Below are 18,363 nucleotides of genomic sequence, written 5' to 3'. Positions count from 1 at the left end.
CTATTTTTTTCATATGACTCAGAGGTGACAGTTGTCCGGAAATGAAAATTTCAACATTTAAAGGATTATCTCTTTTTTCTGCATTAATTGACTCGTGCTGGAAACAGCCTTACTCCGTCTCCCGTCTGATAAAAGATACCATCGCAGGTATCACCGTCGGAATTATCGCTATCCCGCTGGCGATGGCACTGGCTATCGGCAGTGGTGTGGCTCCGCAATACGGCCTGTATACGGCCGCTATCGCCGGTATTGTGATTGCAGTGACCGGCGGTTCCCGTTTCAGTGTCTCCGGGCCGACCGCCGCGTTTGTGGTGATCCTCTACCCCGTTTCCCAGCAGTTCGGGCTGGGCGGATTACTGATAGCCACCCTGATGTCCGGGATTATCCTGCTGGCAATGGGTCTGGCGCGCTTCGGTAAACTCATTGAATATATTCCGATTTCTGTGGTGCTCGGCTTCACCTCGGGGATTGCGATCACTATCGCCACCATGCAGGTGAAAGACTTTTTCGGTCTGACCATGGCGCATGTGCCGGAAAACTATGTGGATAAAGTGATTGCCCTTGTCAGAGCGATGCCGACCATTAATCTCTCCGATACCCTGATTGGCGTGACCACTCTGCTGGTGCTTATCTACTGGCCGAAACTGAAACTGCGCCTGCCGGGACACCTTCCCGCTGTGATTGCCGGGATGCTGGTGATGCTGGTGCTGTCACTGTTCGGTATGGAAGCGGCCACCATCGGCTCCCGCTTCAGTTATACCCTGGCGGATGGCACACAGGGCGCGGGGATCCCGCCGATTCTGCCGCAATTTATCCTGCCGTGGAATTTACCGACCCCGGACGGCAAAGAGTTTGAGTTCAGCTGGGCCACCATTACCGCTCTGATGCCGGCGGCTTTTTCGATGGCAATGCTCGGCGCGATTGAATCCCTGCTCTGTGCGGTAGTGCTCGACGGGATGACCGGCAAAAAACATAACTCCAACGGCGAATTGCTGGGTCAGGGGCTGGGTAATATCACCGCACCGTTCTTCGGCGGTATCACGGCCACGGCCGCGATTGCCCGCTCTGCCGCTAACGTGCGTGCCGGGGCCACATCACCGGTCTCTGCTATTATTCACTCCCTGCTGGTGCTGCTGACTTTGCTGATCCTGGCACCGCTGCTCTCGTATCTGCCGCTGGCGGCAATGTCTGCCCTGCTGCTGATGGTGGCATGGAATATGAGTGAAGCGGCTAAAGTGATTGAGCTTATCCGCCGCGCGCCAAAAGACGATATTATCGTGCTGCTGCTGTGCCTGAGCCTGACAGTGCTGTTTGATATGGTGATTGCCATCAGTGTCGGGATTGTGCTGGCCTCACTGCTGTTTATGCGTCGTATTGCCAATATGACGCGCCTGAGTGAGTCTTCCTTTACGGATCACGACAAAGGGCTGCTGGTGGTGCGTATTAACGGTCCTCTGTTCTTTGCCGCTGCTGAGCGGATTTTTGATGATCTGAAAATCAAAAGTGCCGGATATCACACCATTGTGATGCAATGGGATGCGGTGCCGGTGCTGGATGCGGGCGGATTAAAAGCCTTCCGCCGTTTTATTGACGAAGCCGGTGTGGATACACACATTGTGGTTACTGATATTCCGTTCCAGCCGCTGAAAACCCTGGCGCGGGCACGGATTGTGCCGGTTGAGAATAAAATCAGCTTTTACCCGTCAGTCAGTAAGGCACTGATTGAACTGGGGCTGATGGATGGTGTGACATCGGAGGCACGATAACCTCTGTAATCAGGCTATAATGAACAGAGCGGCGGGCGTAATGTCCGCCGTTGCTTTATCTGTCACCGGAGAAAAATTATGGCTGCGTTCCGTCTTCCCTTCTTTAACTGGCTGATTATCAATGGTATTGCAGCTGCCTGGCTGTATGCCAAAGATGCACTGGTGATCCAGTTCAGCGGCTGGAGCGGTATTTTAGCCATATTGGTCGGGCTGGAAAGTCTCGGCTGGATTGGTGCGTCACTGTTATACTTCCGCCGCCATAACACCACACCGAATCCGCTCGGCGAGGCCACTCATCTCATCACCGGCGGGCCGTTCCGGTTGTCACGCAATCCGGTCTATCTTGCACTGACCACCGCCTGTATCGGGTTTGCCCTGCTGACCGGCTCTTATTACTTTCTCACCGGCGGCCTGATTTTCTGGCTGATCACCGATCTGTTCAGCATCCCGCAGGAAGAAAAGTTCCTTGCCGCAAAATTTAAACAGGAATGGACGGCCTATTGTCAGCAGACACGGCGCTGGCTGTAATTCCCGATCAGACTGCGCTGCCCTGGCCGCCGTTTGCCAGCAGATACTGCCACAGGCCATTCATGCCGAGCCAGCGGTTACTGCACCAGTCCGGAGCCAGTAACGTCGGACGCCGTGCACTGGCGCAGATACGGTGATAAATGACATCCGGCGGTGTGTGGCGGATCATCTCTCCGGCAGTGGCGACATACTCTTCGAGGGAAATGGTGGGCAGGCGCCCCGCCCGCCAGGCTTTTGCCATGGTACTGCCTTCCACAATATGCAGCGGATGCAGTTTGATGCCTTCAACGCCGGTGTCCAGCACGCGCTCAAGTGTGATGAGATTATCGGCTGCGGTTTCTCCCGGCAGGCCGGTGATCAGGTGGCAACACACTTTCAGCCCGCGCTCACGGGCGGCCCGGGTGGTGGCCTGATAACAAGCGAAATCATGACCGCGGTTGATGCGTTTCAGGGTTTTATCATGAGCGGTCTGTAATCCCAGCTCCAGCCATACCTCATAGCCCTGCTGCTGATAGCTTTGCAGCAGATCCAATACTGCCTCCGGCACACAATCCGGCCGCGTACCGACACATAATCCCACCACATCGGCCTGTGTCAGGGCGGATTCATACATCTCACGCAGCAGTTCAACTTCCGCGTAGGTACTGGTATAGGCCTGGAAATAGGCAAGATAGCGTTTGGCGCGGGTGATTTTGCCGGACTGCTGATTCAGCTGATCCTCAATGGAATCATACTGTGCATTTTCATCCGCAAAAGAAGCCACATTACAGAAGGTACAACCGCCGCGCCCGAGGGTGCCGTCGCGGTTAGGGCAGCTGAAGCCGCCGTGGAGGGTGATTTTATGGATTTTTTCGCCATAACGGCGCTGAAGATCAGCGCCGAACATGTTAACGACTGTGTGAAGCTGCATCGGAAATTATTCGGTATCCAGCTCAGGGAAGCTTTTCACCAGATCGTCGATGGCTTTGACCTGCTGCAGGAACGGCTCCAGTTTTGCCAGCGGCAGCGCGGAAGGACCGTCACAACGGGCATTATCCGGGTCCGGATGTGCTTCCAGGAACAGACCTGCCAGGCCGACTGCCATCCCGGCACGGGCCAGTTCAGCCACCTGACCACGGCGGCCGCCGGATGCGGCACCAAACGGGTCACGGCATTGCAGGGAGTGTGTGACATCGAAAATCACCGGGCAACCGCCGGAGGCTTTTTCCATCACTTTAAAGCCCAGCATATCCACAACTAGGTTGTCATAACCGAAGTTTGCACCGCGATCACATAAGATGATCTGGTCATTGCCGCCTTCACGGAATTTTTCCGCGATATTACCCACCTGCCCCGGACTGATAAACTGCGGTTTTTTGATGTTAATGACCGCACCGGTTTTCGCCATCGCTTCCACCAGATCAGTCTGACGCGCCAGGAAAGCCGGTAACTGGATCACATCCACCACGTCCGCCACCGGCTGTGCCTGCCAGGATTCGTGAACGTCGGTAATAATTTTCACACCGAAGGTTTTTTTCAGCTCTTCAAAAATCTTCATCCCTTCTTCAAGGCCCGGACCACGGTAAGAGTTGATGGAAGAGCGGTTTGCCTTGTCAAAAGAGGCTTTGAAGACGTACGGAATATTCAGCTTCTGCGTGACAGTCACGTAATGTTCGCAGATTTTCATCGCCAGATCGCGGGATTCAAGAACGTTCATGCCGCCGAACAGAACAAACGGCAGCGCGTTGCCGACACGAATATCCCCGATAGATACGACTTTCTGTTGCATGGTATAACCTTTTGGCAGAGGCAATTAGATTGCGTTTATGAAAATATGTAAAACGATATCCGTTTATCAGTGCAGAACGATATGCTGCTGTTCGTAAGTGTGGATCTGCATTTTTATCATTTCCGATACCGGATCCTGCGGACATTGCTCAATAAAATAGTTCAGATCAGAAACCGCAATATGGCTGCAGTCCAGCTGGGCATAAATCAGCCCGCGATCACGGATTTCATACGGGTCATCCGGATCAAATAATAAAATGGTTTCGCTGACTTTCAGTGCCTGCTCCATTTTTTTCTCTTCCATCAGTGCGACTTTAATACTGTCGAGGTATTTGCGCACCACATGGCTGTTTTCGGCTTCTTCGAGATCGTCCCCGGTCAGATGATGAGCAGGGCTGACCGTGCCTTTAATCCAGACATCCAGCGTGTGCTGATCCAGCAGATCGCCGTTAATCGGATTAATAAACAGGGTTTCGTCATCGAGATCTGCCCGCAGAATCAGCTGGGTCGGGAAAACCACCGGCACAACAGGCAAACCGATGGCCTGTGCAATATGCAGGAACAGGATGCCGAGTGATACCGGCGAGCCGCGCTGAGTGCGCAGCACCATATCCAGCCACAGGGTATCAGACAGCGAATAAACACCGCTGGCACCACCGAACTGCCATTTATGGTAAAAAAGCGTGATCAGGGTCTGTAAACAGGTATGTTCACCGGAATTCGGCGGGAGGCGTTTACGGGTCTGACGGATAAGTTCATTGATGTGTGTCTCTGCCTTTTCCCGGTCAAAATCCGGGCGGACAGTTTTTAACACTAACATGATGCCGCTCAGTAACGGCGCACCATTGAATTCAAAATCGGCAATGCTTTTCATTTCTCTTCCCGTTGACCTAAAGTAACCCGATCATTTCCGCCATAATCGCGGCGGGTTTCCACCCGGTAAAATCCGTTTTCCCGGAACAGTTCGCGGACAGCGTCTCCCTGCCGCCAGCCATGTTCCACAATCAGCCACCCGCCGGGTATCAGATAATGTGCGGACTGCGCAGCGATTTCCGCCAGATCGGCCAGACCGTTCTGCGGGGCGACCAGCGCACTGCGCGGCTCGAAACGGACATCCCCCTGCACCAGATGCTCATCATTCTCATCAATGTATGGCGGGTTACTCACTATCATAGCAAATTGATGAATCGGCAGTGAAGCAAACCAGCGACTTTCTTTAAAGGTTGTATTCGTCAGCCCCAGACGGGCGGCATTGCGCTGCGCCAGCGCCACCGCATCCGGCTGAATATCCGCGCCGGTCACGTGACAGTCCGGCCGTTCAGAGGCCAGAGCCAGCGCAATAGCACCGGTACCGGTACCGAGATCCAGAATATCGCAGGATGCGGCCGGTAACAATTCCAGCGCTGCTTCCACCAGACATTCGGTATCCGGACGCGGAATAAGCGTGGCGGGAGACACTTCCAGCGGCAGTGACCAGAACTCACGCACACCGGTGATATACGCCACCGGCTCGCCCTGCTCCCGGCGGACAAGCAGTGCCTCAAGACGCTGCTGTTCATCCCCGCCGAGCGGGGTTTCATCAAAGGCAATAATGTAGCTGCGGGTGCGGCCGGTGACAAACGTCAGCAGGATCTCCGCATCCCGTTTCGGGCTGTCGCTGTGACTTAAACGGCTGACGGCCTCTGCCAGCCAGGTCCGGAACGTCATCAGTCCTGCTCAGACAGCGCGGCGAGCTGATCTGCCTGATATTCGTTCACCAGCGGCTGGATCAGTGCATCCAGCTTACCTTCCATCACTTCATCCAGACGGTACAGCGTCAGGTTGATACGGTGATCCGTCACCCGTCCCTGCGGGAAGTTATAAGTGCGGATTCGATCCGAACGGTCACCGGAACCCAGCAGATTGCGGCGCTCAGAGGCTTCCGCCTCATGACGGCGGGACTCTTCCGCCGCTTTGATACGCGCAGCCAGTACCGAGAGTGCTTTGGCTTTGTTTTTGTGCTGCGAACGCTCGTCCTGACACTCCACCACAATTCCGGTCGGGATATGGGTGATACGGATAGCGGAATCCGTGGTGTTAACGTGCTGACCACCGGCCCCGGATGAACGGAAGGTATCAATGCGCAGATCCGCCGGGTTGATATCCGGCAGTTCCGCTTCCGGTACTTCTGCCAGCACCGCGACAGTACAGGCGGAGGTGTGAATACGGCCCTGGGATTCGGTTTCCGGCACACGCTGCACACGGTGGCCGCCGGATTCAAATTTCAGGTTACCGTAGGCATTCTCACCGGTGACTCTGAAAATAATTTCTTTATATCCGCCGTGCTCGCCGTCGTTACTGTTCATGATCTCAATCCGCCAGCGGCGTGATTCCGCATAACGGCTGTACATACGGAACAGATCACCGGCAAACAGCGCCGCTTCATCACCGCCGGTACCCGCACGGACTTCCAGGAAGCAGTTGCGTTCATCATCCGGATCTTTCGGCAGTAATAAGACTTGTAATTCCTGTTCTAAGGTTTCATTCCGCAGTTTTGCGTCTTTCAGCTCTTCCTGTGCCATTTCCTTCATTTCAGGATCATCAAGAAGCATTTGCGCGGTGTCGATATCATCCTGAATGGTCTGCCAGGCTTCAAAACATTTCGCAACGTCAGTCAGCTGCGCATATTCTTTCGACAAGGCACGGAATTTATTCTGATCAGCGATAACATCGGCGTCCGCAAGGTGCGCCTGAATTTCTTCATAACGTTCTTTCAATGCTTCCAGTTTTGAGACAATAGAAGGCTTCATTCGTAGTCTGCTACCTTAAAAATATATAGAGGAAGTTAATGATGCTCCAGCCCGAGGCTGTCGCGTAACAGTGTCAGACGACCGGTATCACCGTCACCGGCGGCCTGCTGAAGTGATTTGGTTGGTGCGTGGATCAGGCGGTTGGTCAGCTGCTGAGACATCTGGTTGATAACCTCTTCCGGGTCATGCCCCTGCTGAATCAGTGCCACGGCTTTTGCAGCCATGGCGGCGCGGATCTCTTCGGCCTGTTCACGGTATTCGCGGATCGTATTGACCGCACTCTGGGCGCGCAGCCATTCCATAAAGTGCCCGCTTTCCTGCACCACAATGGATTCCGCCTGTTGTGCCGCCACCTGGCGCTGCGCCAGATTGTGTTCAATAATCGCCTCAAGATCATCCACAGTATAGAGATAGACGTTACTGAGTTTTTCCACATCGGCTTCGATATCACGGGGAACCGCAATATCCACCAGCAGCATCGGGCGGTTGCGGCGCGCTTTAAGCGCGCGTTCCACCATACCTTTACCGATAATCGGCAACGGGCTGGCCGTGGAGCTGATAACAATATCCGCCTCCGCCAGCCGGCTGTCGATTTCCGGCAGTGTGATCACCTCTGCATTGACTTCCTGCGCCAGCACACGGGCCCGCTCACGGGTTCGGTTGGCGATCATCATGTGTTTTACGCCGTGCTCGTTCAGGTGACGGGCCACCAGTTCGATGGTTTCCCCCGCCCCGACCAGCAGGATATTCAGTCTGGATAAGGATTCGAAAATCTGGCGTGCCAGGGTACAGGCAGCAAATGCCACCGATACTGCGTTGGCACCGATATCGGTTTCAGTACGTACCCGCTTGGCAACCGAAAAGGATTTCTGGAACAGGCGTTCCAGTTCACGGGAGAGTGAACGGTGTGTCTGCGACTGCGCAAAAGCTTTTTTGACCTGCCCCAGGATCTGCGGCTCGCCGAGCACCAGAGAATCCAGCCCGCTGGCCACCCGCATCAGGTGACTGACCGCATCATTATCCTGATGCCAGTAAAGACTGGACATCAGTTCCTGCGGGTTGATGTTGTGATAGCGGCACAGCCAGTCGATCAGCTGATCGCGCTGATCGTTCTGTTCATCCACACTGAGATAGATTTCTGTCCGGTTGCAGGTAGACAGCACAACGCCGCCGCTCACGGACGGTTGTTCGAGCAGATTGGATAATGCCGCTTCCATACTGTCCGGTGAGAAAGTCACTTTCTCACGTAAGGCAACAGGTGCGGTTTTATGGTTAATGCCGAGAGCTAATAAAGTCATATCCTGCAATACAGACCGGGGTAAGTGTGTAAAATACCGGTTAAGTATACCGGAAATCAACACCCTTACTAAGGATAACTGCATGCATTTTAGCAGCCGATCCCGCGCAATTAAAGCGTTAAACGGGAAACCGTGATAATAAGCACGTAATGCGGTGCGCAACAGGCCGTGTCAGCCGGACGGATAATTGCGTAAATCAGCGTAAGAGAGGTAGGAAACAGCCACTGAAACAGGCACAATACTGTCATTGCTTTTATCAGTTGTTAAAGGAAATTACAACGTGGCCTCTATTCAATTACCGCGCTTTATCCGGCTTCTGCCTCTGTGCAGCCTGATACTTGCCGCCTGTACTCTGCCCGACAATACAGAGAAAGGCGATGTTTCCGCCACCTCTGCCGGCTGGAAAGCACAGACAGAACAGATAAATCAGTTACAGCGTTATCAGACGCGCGGCTCGTTTGCCTACATCGGCACCACCCAGAAAACCTATGCCCGTTTCTTCTGGCAGCAGTACTCCCCGGACAGCTACAAACTGCTGCTCACCAACCCGGTCGGCAGCACCGAGCTGGAACTGATTGTCAAAGACGGACAAACCCAGCTTACCGATAATAAAGGTCAGAAATATTACAGTGATGATCCGGACAGCATGATTTACCAGCTGACCGGTATGACTATTCCGATGGAAAACCTGCGTCAGTGGATTGTCGGCCTGCCGGGAGATGCGCAGTCCTATGCCATCAGCAATCAGTATCACCTGAAAGCCCTGAGCTGGGCTCAGGGCATGGAAAAGTGGAAAGTCACTTATCAGTCCTATGATGAAAAAGTCTCCCCGCAACTGCCGAACCGCCTGGATATCGAACAGGGTGATAACCGCATCAAGCTGAAAATGGATTCATGGACACTCAACTGACATCACTGACCTGGCCGTCCCCCGCCAAGCTGAACCTGTTCTTGTATATTACAGGCCGCCGCGCGGACGGCTATCATACGCTGCAAACCCTGTTTCAGTTTCTGGATTATGGTGACAGTGTCACAATTACGCCGCGCACTGACAGTGAAATTCGTCTGCTGACCCCGCTTGACGGCGTACCGGATGAGCAAAATCTGGTGATCCGCGCCGCCCGTTTGTTACAACACTATGCCGGGGAACATCAGCTGACAGCGGATTTACCCGGTGCGGATATTGCCGTTGAAAAAATTCTGCCGATGGGCGGCGGTATCGGCGGCGGTTCCTCCAATGCCGCCACAGTGCTTATCGCCCTTAACTATCACTGGCAGTTACAGTTACCCGACGATACGCTTGCAGAGCTGGGTGTGACCCTCGGTGCGGATGTCCCGGTCTTTGTCCGGGGCCACGCGGCAATTGCTGAAGGAATAGGCGAAATTCTGCACCCGGCGTCTCCGCCGGAACACTGGTATCTGGTTGCACACCCGGGAATTTCGGTTCCGACACCGCTTATCTTCACAGATCCGCAATTAATTCGCGATACCCCGATCCGCTCTCTGCCCGCATTATTACAGGCTCCGTACGCAAATGACTGTGAACCGATTGCAAGAAAACGTTTTCGTGAGGTTGATGAACTTCTTTCCTGGCTGCTACAATATACTCCGTCACGCCTGACCGGTACGGGTGCATGTGTGTTCGGAGAGTTCGAAAACCAGGCAGCCGCCCGACAGGTGTTAATTAACGCGCCGGCGTGGGTGAAGGGCTTTGTGGCACGTGGTGTCAACATTTCGCCGCTTCATCAGTTCCGCGCTGGTCTACTGTAATTGCCCCTGATTTCGTCCCCGGACGCTTTCAGGTTCACAATTCAATCTCTCTGGACGCATGCCTGAGGTTTTTCTCGTGCCTGATATGAAGCTTTTTGCTGGTAACGCCATCCCGGAACTAGCACAACGTGTTGCCAACCGCCTGTACACTAACCTCGGAGACGCTGCGATCGGTCGTTTCAGCGACGGTGAAGTCAGTGTTCAAATCAATGAAAACGTGCGTGGTGGTGATGTTTTCATCATCCAGTCCACCTGTGCGCCGACCAACGATAACCTGATGGAACTGGTTGTTATGGTTGATGCGCTGCGCCGTGCTTCTGCGGGTCGTATCACTGCTGTTATCCCGTATTTCGGCTATGCCCGTCAGGATCGCCGCGTCCGCTCCACACGTGTGCCAATCACCGCGAAAGTGGTCGCTGACTTCCTGTCAAGCGTGGGTGTTGACCGTGTGCTGACAGTGGATCTTCACGCTGAGCAGATTCAGGGCTTCTTCGATGTTCCGGTTGATAACGTCTTCGGCAGCCCAATCCTGCTGGAAGATATGCTGCAGAAAGATCTGGACAACCCGATTGTGGTTTCTCCGGATATCGGCGGTGTGGTCCGCGCCCGTGCGATCGCCAAACTGCTGAACGACACTGATATGGCTATCATCGACAAACGCCGCCCGCGCGCGAACGTTTCTCAGGTGATGCATATCATCGGTGATGTTGCCGGTCGTGACTGTGTACTGGTTGACGATATGATCGATACCGGGGGCACGCTGTGCAAAGCGGCGGAAGCACTGAAAGAACGTGGTGCGAAACGTGTGTTTGCATACGCCACTCACCCTATCTTCTCCGGCAACGCAGTCAACAATATCCGTGATTCTGTGATTGATGAAGTGATTGTCTGTGACACCATTCCGTTATCAGCGGAAATCAAAGCACTGAATAAAGTCCGCTCTCTGACTTTATCCGGAATGCTGGCAGAAGCCATCCGCCGTATCAGTAATGAAGAGTCTATCTCCGCAATGTTCGAACACTGATTTTATAATCAGTATACACATTGCGTGCTTAAACCCGTTGTGAAGACAACGGGTTTTTTGTTGGCAGGCATTTAACCGTTAACGATAATATTTCGTTTACGGCATCCGGCGGCGGTAGCGGCTGTGGAAATGGCGCAGCCAGTAATATCTGTCCGCAATGGATTCACGACGCCCGCTCAGACCGGCTCCGCCCAGCCACACCAGGGCACCGATAAAGATCCCCATCAGGGAGGCTTCGGAATAGATATCCGGTAAAGGGAGTGCGAAAATAAGGACACTGACAGTAAAGGCCATACTGCCGACCATCAACAGCATACCGACAACCATCAGCAGGTTACCGAGCAATAAGGATAATTTACGTTTCATAGGGACCTCCGCCACTCTTTTGTCTGCAAACAACTCAAAGCACGAAAGCAGGAATTCCTTCTTGACACAGAGTATAGCCCGAATTGATAGGTATATGTTGCGTATGAGATCACATAGACCAAAAATAAAACGTTTTATTTGGCTTATTGTGCCAAAAAGCGAAACTTAATAATTCATCACTAAATTATTGCACAAATAGTCACATTCGTCCGGGAAGGACGTTTCTTTTGTACTCCGCGCGGGTGACGGGTAGAATAGCCCTCTTTGCAGTCAAACCTGCCTGAACAACAAGTGATACAAGTGTGAGTCAGATAAAATTAATTGTGGGGCTGGCCAACCCCGGTGCGGAATACGCCCAAACCCGCCACAATGCCGGTGCCTGGTATGTGGATGAACTGGCCCGCCGTTATAATCAGTCATTAAAATCCGAAAGTAAGTTTTACGGTTATACCGCACGCCTGAATATTCAGGGGAATGATGTCCGCCTGCTGGTACCGACCACCTTTATGAACCTGAGCGGCAAAGCGGTCGGTGCCCTCGCCGGTTTTTACCAGATTGCCCCGGAAGAAATTCTGGTGGCGCATGATGAGCTGGATCTCCCGCCCGGCGTGGCAAAAATGAAGCTCGGCGGCGGCAACGGCGGTCACAACGGCCTGAAAGATATCCAGAGCAAATTGGGTAACAACCCGGACTTTCATCGTCTGCGTATCGGCATCGGCCATCCGGGTGATAAAAGTAAAGTGGTCGGTTTTGTGCTGGGCAAGCCCCCTGCCTCCGAACAGCAACTGATTGATGAGACTATCGATGAAGCCGTGCGCTGCACCGATGTGCTGATGAAAGACGGCATGGCAAAAGCCATTTCGCGTCTTCATACATTTAAAGCCGGTCAGTGAGCCGCAGGTATCGTCTGTTTATCCGTAACCGTGTATAATCGGCGGCAATTATTTAACGTGCTTGCAGGCCGTTTTGGTCTGCTGTCATTTTTAAGGTGAAGAATTTATGGGTTTCAAATGTGGTATCGTCGGTCTGCCGAACGTCGGGAAATCAACGCTGTTTAACGCGCTGACCAAAGCAGGTATTGAAGCGGCGAACTTTCCGTTCTGTACAATTGAGCCGAACACCGGCGTGGTACCGATGCCGGATGCCCGCCTGGATGCACTGGCGGAAATCGTAAAACCACAGCGTATTCTGCCGACCACCATGGAATTCGTCGATATCGCCGGCCTGGTGAAAGGCGCCTCCAAAGGTGAAGGTCTGGGTAACCAGTTCCTGACCAACATCCGCGAAACAGAAGCTATCGGCCACGTTGTCCGCTGCTTTGACGATGATAACATTGTTCACGTTTCCGGCCGTGTTAACCCGGCAGAAGATATTGATACCATCAATACCGAACTGGCGCTGGCTGACCTCGACACCTGTGAACGCGCTATTCACCGTGTGCAGAAACGCGCCAAAGGCGGTGATAAAGACGCGAAACTGGAGCTGGAAGTGCTGGAGAAATGCCTGCCGCTGCTGGAAAACGCACAGATGCTGCGCACGCTGAACCTGAACAAAGAAGAAATGGGTGCGATCCGCTACCTGAGCTTCCTGACCCTGAAACCAACCATGTACATTGCCAACGTCAATGAAGATGGCTTTGAGAATAACCCGTATCTGGATCAGGTGCGTGAAATCGCAGAGAAAGAAGGTTCTGTGGTGGTACCGGTATGTGCGGCCATTGAATCCGATATCGCTGAGCTGGAAGATGGTGACCGCGAAGAGTTTATGGCTGACCTCGGTATCGAAGAACCGGGCCTGAACCGTGTGATCCGCGCCGGTTACGCCCTGCTCAACCTGCAGACCTATTTCACCGCCGGTGTGAAAGAAGTCCGTGCATGGACCATCCCTGTCGGCGCAACCGCCCCGCAGGCAGCCGGTAAAATCCATACCGACTTTGAAAAAGGCTTTATCCGCGCCCAGACCATCGCATTTGAGGATTTCATCCAGTACAAAGGCGAACAAGGTGCAAAAGAAGCCGGTAAAATGCGTGCAGAAGGTAAAGATTACATTGTGAAAGACGGCGACGTGCTGAATTTCCTGTTTAATGTGTGATTAAAATTTGTAGTCTTATGATGTTTTGCTGAATACTAGAAGCATCGTAAAAAACCATAAAATCCACGCTATTGCGTGGATTTTTATTGGGATATCCACAACACTTAATGTCGGTAAAACATGATTTTTTATATGAATCCCACAACTCATGTTACTAATTTATTAAACCTATATTCAACTCATTGTTTTTTTTACCAAAAACCTAGAAACTGACATACTTTGTTCTTTTTTCCTAATGTAGAATTATATGGCTAATGAACGTACTACTCAACCTAATTGGTCTTCGTAAGGGCTAAAACAATGGAACCAAAAAAGCCGAACATTTGTTACGCCCACCTTAAGCTTATTATTATGTATTGTTTTCCTTAGACTCATAGCGCATCCCCTCAACAATCCATTTCCGAAACCAATCTGGTTTAATATTATAGTGTTCGACAAATCTCAAATAGTCTTTGATGTTTGACATAAAAAAAGATTTATTGTCATAAATTGATTGAATATTTCTCTTACTATATTCCGAAACTTCTTTTATCCCAGAGTCTGCCAATATTATTAATATATACAATCGCTCATCTATTCCAGTAGTATTTTCACAAGTCAAATTGATATAATTGATATGTTCGATAAAACAACTTTCAAAATCTGCAAATTTTATTTTTTCTTTAACATAGGCATATACAATTGAAGCAGGGGTAACATGATCTATATCTCCGCTATAAAATCTTTCGGTGGATAAACCTTGATAGCGTTTGTTTTTGATAAATGATTTAATGACATCCAATGGAGGTGGCAGTTTTTGAAGGATGCTTTCCCATTCACCTTTCCACAAGTCTAGCTTATAGTGGCAAGCAATAGATCTTGCAGTTAAAATGCAAATAAAATAGCCAAGATTGAAATCATTGATATGAAGCATAAAAAATGGAGGTAAAGGCCAGATTAAACTCTCCCTAAAAACCTGTCGACCATGTGCAATAGAGTTTCTAGCAGCAATAAGCTCCTGCAAAAAGTATTGAACACGTTCATCAAGAAGCCCCTGCTTTTCGAACATATAATTTATTTTTGAACCAATAGATATCAAATCGCCGCTAAGTAAAATCTCTTTAAGTACTTTATTTTTCTCGTTAACCTTTCCATTTAACGACGGCCCTCTATATTTGAAAGTCGTACTCATTAATTCATTTATAAATATATCTATTTTTTCTATTGCTTCCGCTTTCTGCTCATCTTGGTACTCGCTAACTAACAACTCTAAAATATGAAAAAATGACAATAGAGATTCATCTTCAAAAAGTCCTTCTCCTTCACTTTCTATTAGTTGATATTGCGCTTTTCTCCATCTATCTAATAATGAAAAGAATAAGGTGTTCTTTAAATCCGTTTCACTATTTATACTATTGCAAATAGCCTCAAGTTGATTTGAATAATTAACCCCTTCAATAATACATTTAACTTCCTTTATTTTGTTTTCTTTTACATTCGAAACGTAAGAGATTGAGCCTATTACTTCATAAACGGAGAAATTCCGCCCAGTTATAAAACTAAGAACACCTAATACAACAAGGAGCTTAGGTCTGCTATATCTTGCGCTTTCATGTGCAGAGTCAAAAATCTCTACTTTTTCTTGGATGCTTATCCGTATTTCTTTTTTGAGTAATTCAGAACTTGACTCAACGGTTTCAACTGAGATATTGGCAAACGAGAACTGAATCAAAATCTCTTCATCAAGTGAAAAATTGAATATGGAATGTGTTGCTCTCATAATTTTTTACTCATCAGATATTAAAAGCTCTCAAAGTTAAATAAATTCCTAACAGTTATTCTAAAAACAATTTTTGACAGAACTTATCCATTTAAAATACATTACGTAACCCTTGTGACTTTTCGTTTGTTTCGACCAAGTTAGACACAGACTATCATTATTAAGGCTCCAATGATACTTGGATAATCACCTGATCCTAACCACAAAATGCAGACACTGCCCTAATTACATCTGCATATCTGCAATAGCCCATATTAATATATGGGCTATTTTTTTAAGAATCCTTCTCTATACCTTCATTCTGGTTTATTTTCGATATTCCATTTCGGATCCAGCTGAAATGGCTGAATCTGTACCTGATTGCCGTTTTTCAGACAATCATCCGTTATCTGCTTAATTCCCTCTTCCGGCCAGAGGGCTGTGCGGAAACCAATTTCACTGTACGGAACCACATCATCTTTCAGATTTATAGCGGGTTTTGATAATATCAATGAGCGGATATAGTCAGCGTTATCAGTCGGCCGGTACGGCATTTCCCAGTTGATTAAATAATGGTTTTTCCAGATAACATTGACATTGTTTTCACGATTTTTATCACGCCATTTATAACCAATCAAACAAAAATCATTAACCTCATTATTCATATTATAGATGGCAATAAAATATTTAGCGGCATCCTCAAAATGTGCCTTATAGCGTTTATCATCAAGTGGCTTAAATACGGATTCAGGCTTACTGTCATATATCCCCCAGTCGCCGGACAGTTCCCGGTTGCCGGATGATGCAGTGCCGGAAAAAGAAATAAAAATCAGGGATATCACTGTAATAATACCAGCTTTCATCATAGTCTCTCTTTATTGTCTGAGAAATTCGGCAGTCAGTTTTGTAAAGGTTTGACCTTGTAAGTCTTTATATTTCTCTATACCGCCTCCCCCTAGGCTGCTACCCGTTGTCCTCCAGCCAATCACCGTATGGTCAGAAATAACACTATCTTTTTTTGCTATTTCAATAGCATCCTGTATCAGCATTCTGTACTTTTTCATATCAGGATTACCATCGTTAGCTTTTTCGATAAGTACATTTATCCTGCTGAGGATCTTAGGATCTATAGTGTTATTTTTAAACCCTTCAATCACTCTGCCTTTAAATATAACACCCAACAACTTATCACTGCCATCCTGAGGAACATCGAGATAGCGTGCCTTTGGTGATGCAATCCGGTTATACAGTGCATCATGCATTAATGTCATCGCTTCTTTTGCTTCTTTGGAATTAAATAATTTTCTTTGCGGGGTTGATGTCTCAGAAAGAAGCACCTGAACCAGTGCTTTTTGTCTGAGTGTCAAATCAGACGGAATGGCGATTTTTGGTAAAACCAAAAAAGTTAACCGGGGGAAACAATCTGACATTTTACCGGTCATTTCCTTAACCGCACATTGACCAATACCTTTCGTCACTGATGTGATCTCACTGCTTCCTTCGCTGACTGCAGTGATCTTTAATGTTTGTTCACTTTTTTTATTATCTGCATTCTGTGCTAAGCTAATCCGGTTATTACTCGCTTTAAACATTAAATGTTCTTTATTGTGTAAACCAGATATTTTTAATGTCACCGAATAGCCCGGGGTTAATTCAAATTCCTGCCGAGTCAGATATGACCGGTTATTCAGTCTGATTTCAAAATTTGACATCGCCTTTACCTTCCATGTTGTTTAACCGCTATAGTCATTATATAACTAAAGCTCAGGTTAGTGTAAATAACAGGACATTTCTCATGACATACTCAGACGAAACACAAGTAAACGATAAATACTCTTTTATCTGCTGCTTTCCAATTGTCTGATTTACTTAATAGCGATGATGATGGGGATTATACTGATGGGATTTATCAGTACTTTATCTATTATCTGAATGAGTATATTCAGGATATTGGTGAGGACGATTTTTATGAATCCGCAGGTGATAGTTATCCTGGTTATGAATTACAAACGTTAATCGGGCGCGTAGTTACGCACTGTTCAATCTGCAAACCTATTTCACCGCCGGTGTTGCGTCCTGCCAGCGCAACCGCCCCGCAGGCAGCCGGTAAAATGCGCGCAGAAGGTAAAGATTACATTGTGAAAGACGGCTGCGTGCTAAATTTCCTGCTTTATATGTAGCTGTATTCTCAATAAAGTAAAAGATAACGCTCTGGAGAGAGCGTCATCTTTTGCTATATACATATTAATTTTCATTACCCCTACCTAATTATTTCCTTTAATTTTGAGTTACCTCACAGACAATATCAGTCATACTAATTAATCTGATATGCTAATTTTCATCACTTGGTGAACTGAGAAATATATGCTAAATCTGATTATGGTGTCTAATGATGCCAACTGGGATATCCCTATAGGCCAGATTGGATACAGTACATTCCCTTTATCCCGTTACCTGGAACATACAAATAATGAAATTGCTTATAAATTCAGTAAGCTAGATAATACTACTTTAGAAAATCTAAAATCATTACCTTGTGTCTTTATGACAGAATTAGAAAACAATCAATCTCACATCCGGATAGGTGAAATTACCAAAATATCAGTAGACAATATAAATATATCTTATAGTTTCAAATTTACAAAGGATTTTGGACTAACAAACCTAGGTGAAGATAATTTATTTCGAAAACTATTTTTATCCGGTCGTTGGGAAATACACCGGACTCACTGGGCGATAAAAGATTTAACTATTAATGAACTTTTCAAATCTCTTGATTTATCGCCTGATAACTTAGCAAGTAGAAAAAAGCAATCTTTAATAAAATCCAATAATGATAGCCCCACAATAAGCTCTGTTGAAGGATTCCTTCGTCAACTAAAAAAAACAACAATGGATAATGGAACGGAAATATTCTATCGTGGTCATGGTGATATTAAATACAAATTAGAACCATCTATTCTTCGAAAGAATGAAAATGGTGATTACCTTTATCTTCCGAATGAAACACAAGCTATAAATGAATTATTAACCGCACATCCGAATGAGTTCCATACTGACTACTTTATGTTGGATAAGTTGGTTAGAATGCAACATTTTGGTTTACCTACAAGACTTTTAGATGTTACTGCCAATCCTTTAGTTGCATTATATTTTTGTTGTTCAGATCCTGAAAAAAAAAGAAGTTGATGGTGATATAAAAATATTTAAGGTAAAATCTAAAGAT

General features: G+C 48.3%; 18 protein-coding genes and 1 pseudogene. 9 read left to right on the top strand and 10 right to left on the bottom strand.

Annotated features, from left to right (window positions below; genetic code table 11):
* The first annotated feature begins 41 nt into the window (after positions 1-41).
* Together dauA and U868_RS0116010 are read left to right on the top strand one after the other, a co-directional pair.
* Entirely contained in the window at positions 42-1,766 is a 1,725-nt protein-coding gene (dauA, locus tag U868_RS0116015; protein ID WP_025154169.1) for a C4-dicarboxylic acid transporter DauA, read from the top strand.
* A gap of 78 nt (positions 1,767-1,844) precedes the next feature.
* On the top strand, positions 1,845-2,294 hold the full coding sequence (locus U868_RS0116010; protein WP_025154168.1) for a methyltransferase family protein: 450 nt from the start codon (positions 1,845-1,847) through the stop codon (positions 2,292-2,294).
* A gap of 7 nt (positions 2,295-2,301) precedes the next feature.
* On the opposite strand, the gene U868_RS0116005 is transcribed toward U868_RS0116010, so the two are convergent.
* The 6 genes from U868_RS0116005 to hemA form a co-directional block, all read right to left on the bottom strand.
* A complete protein-coding gene (locus tag U868_RS0116005) occupies positions 2,302-3,204 on the bottom strand; it encodes a TIGR01212 family radical SAM protein (RefSeq protein WP_025154167.1) in 903 nt (300 codons plus the stop codon).
* 6 nt (positions 3,205-3,210) lie between these two features.
* On the bottom strand, positions 3,211-4,062 hold the full coding sequence (kdsA, locus tag U868_RS0116000; protein ID WP_004237321.1) for a 3-deoxy-8-phosphooctulonate synthase: 852 nt from the start codon (positions 4,060-4,062) through the stop codon (positions 3,211-3,213).
* A 66-nt stretch (positions 4,063-4,128) separates the two neighbouring features.
* Positions 4,129-4,935: an invasion regulator SirB1 gene (gene sirB1 / locus U868_RS0115995; protein WP_025154166.1), complete on the bottom strand. Its 807-nt coding sequence runs from the start codon at positions 4,933-4,935 to the stop codon at positions 4,129-4,131.
* Complete coding sequence (gene prmC, locus U868_RS0115990; protein ID WP_025154165.1) at positions 4,932-5,768, bottom strand: peptide chain release factor N(5)-glutamine methyltransferase; 837 nt, start codon at positions 5,766-5,768, stop codon at positions 4,932-4,934. The genes sirB1 and prmC overlap by 4 nt, the downstream gene beginning before the upstream one ends.
* The gene (gene prfA, locus U868_RS0115985; protein WP_025154164.1) at positions 5,768-6,850 is read right to left on the bottom strand and encodes a peptide chain release factor 1; all 1,083 of its coding nucleotides are present in this window, start codon (positions 6,848-6,850) and stop codon (positions 5,768-5,770) included. The genes prmC and prfA overlap by 1 nt, the downstream gene beginning before the upstream one ends.
* Before the next feature lie 35 nt (positions 6,851-6,885).
* Positions 6,886-8,148, bottom strand: coding sequence for a glutamyl-tRNA reductase (gene hemA / locus U868_RS0115980; protein ID WP_025154163.1), 1,263 nt, complete (start codon positions 8,146-8,148; stop codon positions 6,886-6,888).
* 280 nt (positions 8,149-8,428) lie between these two features.
* On the opposite strand from hemA, the gene lolB reads away from it, so the two are divergent.
* The 3 genes from lolB to prs all read left to right on the top strand — a co-directional run bounded on the left by lolB (position 8,429) and on the right by prs (position 10,942).
* The gene (gene lolB / locus U868_RS0115975) at positions 8,429-9,058 is read left to right on the top strand and encodes a lipoprotein insertase outer membrane protein LolB (RefSeq protein ID WP_025154162.1); all 630 of its coding nucleotides are present in this window, start codon (positions 8,429-8,431) and stop codon (positions 9,056-9,058) included.
* Positions 9,043-9,918: a 4-(cytidine 5'-diphospho)-2-C-methyl-D-erythritol kinase gene (gene ispE, locus U868_RS0115970; protein ID WP_025154161.1), complete on the top strand. Its 876-nt coding sequence runs from the start codon at positions 9,043-9,045 to the stop codon at positions 9,916-9,918. The genes lolB and ispE overlap by 16 nt, the downstream gene beginning before the upstream one ends.
* 76 nt (positions 9,919-9,994) lie before the next feature.
* Positions 9,995-10,942 (top strand): ribose-phosphate diphosphokinase, encoded by a 948-nt coding sequence (gene prs / locus U868_RS0115965; RefSeq protein WP_004239474.1) that lies wholly within the window; start codon positions 9,995-9,997, stop codon positions 10,940-10,942.
* 96 nt (positions 10,943-11,038) lie between these two features.
* Here prs and U868_RS0115960 read toward each other — a convergent pair whose 3' ends face one another.
* Positions 11,039-11,308, bottom strand: a complete 270-nt coding sequence (locus U868_RS0115960) for a stress-induced protein YchH (RefSeq protein ID WP_025154160.1) — start codon at positions 11,306-11,308, stop codon at positions 11,039-11,041.
* Between the two features lie 302 nt (positions 11,309-11,610).
* On the opposite strand from U868_RS0115960, the gene pth reads away from it, so the two are divergent.
* Entirely contained in the window at positions 11,611-12,201 is a 591-nt protein-coding gene (pth, locus tag U868_RS0115955) for an aminoacyl-tRNA hydrolase (RefSeq protein WP_025154159.1), read from the top strand.
* A 106-nt stretch (positions 12,202-12,307) separates the two neighbouring features.
* Positions 12,308-13,399 carry a redox-regulated ATPase YchF gene (gene ychF, locus U868_RS0115950; RefSeq protein ID WP_004237332.1) on the top strand — a complete coding sequence of 364 codons (1,092 nt, stop codon included), beginning with the start codon at positions 12,308-12,310 and terminating at the stop codon, positions 13,397-13,399.
* A 349-nt stretch (positions 13,400-13,748) separates the two neighbouring features.
* On the opposite strand, the gene U868_RS0115945 is transcribed toward ychF (U868_RS0115950), so the two are convergent.
* From U868_RS0115945 to U868_RS0115935, 3 genes are all read right to left on the bottom strand, one after another.
* Positions 13,749-15,158 (bottom strand): hypothetical protein, encoded by a 1,410-nt coding sequence (locus tag U868_RS0115945; RefSeq protein ID WP_025154158.1) that lies wholly within the window; start codon positions 15,156-15,158, stop codon positions 13,749-13,751.
* A gap of 296 nt (positions 15,159-15,454) precedes the next feature.
* Positions 15,455-16,003, bottom strand: a complete 549-nt coding sequence (locus U868_RS0115940) for a hypothetical protein (protein ID WP_162817244.1) — start codon at positions 16,001-16,003, stop codon at positions 15,455-15,457.
* A 9-nt stretch (positions 16,004-16,012) separates the two neighbouring features.
* Positions 16,013-16,849 (bottom strand): hypothetical protein, encoded by an 837-nt coding sequence (locus U868_RS0115935; protein WP_025154156.1) that lies wholly within the window; start codon positions 16,847-16,849, stop codon positions 16,013-16,015.
* 317 nt (positions 16,850-17,166) lie between these two features.
* On the opposite strand from U868_RS0115935, the pseudogene ychF (U868_RS0115930) reads away from it, so the two are divergent.
* Positions 17,167-17,317, top strand: a pseudogene (gene ychF / locus U868_RS0115930) (redox-regulated ATPase YchF); the annotation flags it as partial.
* A gap of 184 nt (positions 17,318-17,501) precedes the next feature.
* Positions 17,502-18,326 carry an FRG domain-containing protein gene (locus U868_RS25090; protein ID WP_051583074.1) on the top strand — a complete coding sequence of 275 codons (825 nt, stop codon included), beginning with the start codon at positions 17,502-17,504 and terminating at the stop codon, positions 18,324-18,326.
* Positions 18,327-18,363: the final 37 nt, after the last annotated feature.

Source organism: Morganella morganii H1r (assembly GCF_000633515.1).
GTDB lineage: Bacteria > Pseudomonadota > Gammaproteobacteria > Enterobacterales > Enterobacteriaceae > Morganella > Morganella morganii_B.
This window is presented reverse-complemented; position numbering and strand designations above follow the sequence as displayed.

Coding starts and splice junctions, on each gene's coding strand:
- dauA (WP_025154169.1), top strand. CDS start 42: ATGAAAATTTCAACATTTAAAGGATTATCTCTTTTTTCTGCATTAATT.
- U868_RS0116010 (WP_025154168.1), top strand. CDS start 1,845: ATGGCTGCGTTCCGTCTTCCCTTCTTTAACTGGCTGATTATCAATGGT.
- U868_RS0116005 (WP_025154167.1), bottom strand. CDS start 3,204: ATGCAGCTTCACACAGTCGTTAACATGTTCGGCGCTGATCTTCAGCGC.
- kdsA (WP_004237321.1), bottom strand. CDS start 4,062: ATGCAACAGAAAGTCGTATCTATCGGGGATATTCGTGTCGGCAACGCG.
- sirB1 (WP_025154166.1), bottom strand. CDS start 4,935: ATGAAAAGCATTGCCGATTTTGAATTCAATGGTGCGCCGTTACTGAGC.
- prmC (WP_025154165.1), bottom strand. CDS start 5,768: ATGACGTTCCGGACCTGGCTGGCAGAGGCCGTCAGCCGTTTAAGTCAC.
- prfA (WP_025154164.1), bottom strand. CDS start 6,850: ATGAAGCCTTCTATTGTCTCAAAACTGGAAGCATTGAAAGAACGTTAT.
- hemA (WP_025154163.1), bottom strand. CDS start 8,148: ATGACTTTATTAGCTCTCGGCATTAACCATAAAACCGCACCTGTTGCC.
- ispE (WP_025154161.1), top strand. CDS start 9,043: ATGGACACTCAACTGACATCACTGACCTGGCCGTCCCCCGCCAAGCTG.
- U868_RS0115960 (WP_025154160.1), bottom strand. CDS start 11,308: ATGAAACGTAAATTATCCTTATTGCTCGGTAACCTGCTGATGGTTGTC.
- ychF (WP_004237332.1), top strand. CDS start 12,308: ATGGGTTTCAAATGTGGTATCGTCGGTCTGCCGAACGTCGGGAAATCA.
- U868_RS0115945 (WP_025154158.1), bottom strand. CDS start 15,158: ATGAGAGCAACACATTCCATATTCAATTTTTCACTTGATGAAGAGATT.
- U868_RS0115940 (WP_162817244.1), bottom strand. CDS start 16,003: ATGATGAAAGCTGGTATTATTACAGTGATATCCCTGATTTTTATTTCT.
- U868_RS0115935 (WP_025154156.1), bottom strand. CDS start 16,849: ATGTCAAATTTTGAAATCAGACTGAATAACCGGTCATATCTGACTCGG.
- U868_RS25090 (WP_051583074.1), top strand. CDS start 17,502: ATGCTAAATCTGATTATGGTGTCTAATGATGCCAACTGGGATATCCCT.